This is a genomic window from Streptomyces prasinopilosus, from assembly GCF_001419695.1.
In the GTDB taxonomy this organism is placed as follows: Bacteria; Actinomycetota; Actinomycetes; order Streptomycetales; family Streptomycetaceae; genus Streptomyces; species Streptomyces prasinopilosus.
On record NZ_LIRG01000681.1, the window covers coordinates 1 to 1,104 of the forward strand.

General features: G+C 77.4%; 1 protein-coding gene. It reads left to right on the top strand.

Features of this window, described 5'->3' with window-relative positions; genetic code table 11:
- A partial coding sequence (locus AOK18_RS24435; protein ID WP_055695725.1) for a GlxA family transcriptional regulator occupies positions 1–941 on the top strand: 941 nt, incomplete at its 5' end.
- Positions 942–1,104 lie beyond the last annotated feature (163 nt).

A 1,104-nucleotide genomic window follows, 5' to 3' on the forward strand; every position in this document is an offset into this window, starting at 1 on the left:
ACGAGGAGGGCGCCCGCATCGTCGGGCTGTGCACCGGCGCCTTCGTGCTCGCGGCGGCCGGCCTGCTGGACGGCCGTCCGGCGACGACCCACTGGATGTACGCGCCGACGCTGGCGAAACGCTATCCGTCGGTGCACGTCGACCCGCGGGAGCTCTTCGTGGACGACGGCGACGTGCTGACCTCCGCCGGTACGGCGGCCGGGATCGACCTGTGCCTGCACATCGTGCGCACGGATCACGGCAACGAGGCGGCCGGGGCGCTCGCCCGCCGGCTCGTCGTCCCGCCGCGCCGGACGGGTGGTCAGGAACGCTACCTGGACAGGTCTTTACCCGAGGAGATCGGCGCCGACCCGCTCGCCGAGGTCGTCGCCTGGGCGCTGGAGCACCTCCACGAGCAGTTCGACGTGGAGACGCTGGCGGCACGCGCGTACATGAGCCGTCGTACGTTCGACCGCCGCTTCCGCTCGCTGACCGGCAGCGCGCCGCTGCAGTGGCTGATCACGCAGCGGGTGCTGCAGGCGCAGCGCCTGCTGGAGACGTCGGACTACTCGGTGGACGAGGTGGCGGGCCGCTGCGGCTTCCGCTCGCCGGTCGCGCTGCGGGGCCACTTCCGGCGCCAGCTGGGTTCGTCCCCGGCCGCCTACCGGGCCGCGTACCGCGCGCGGCGCCCCCAGGGGGAGCGGCACCAGGGTCCCGACGGCCTGCCGGGCACCGTCCCGTCCGGGCCGGCGTACCAGCACGGGCATCCGGGCCACCCCGGCCAGGCGCCCGCCGCGCCGCACCCGGCGGACAGCCCGGTACCGCACCAGTCCCGGCGCACGGCGGCCGCGAGCACCCTGGGCGGTCCACCGCTGGCCGCCTCGGCGTCCTCGGCCGACCCGGGCCGCGAGGCCTACCTCCAGGCCCGGGCGAGTGTGCCGGGCCAGCGCAGCGCGCCGTGAGGCGGACCTGAGGCGAGCGTGCGGGACGGGCGGGCCCGAACGGGGCCCGCGCGGGCGGACGGTGGCCGGCGGGCGGCGCCACGGGCCGGACGTGTCACGGGCCGGAGACGGAGGTCTCCGGCCCGTACCGCTGTCGCGCCGCGGTCCCCGCCGTCCCTCCGCC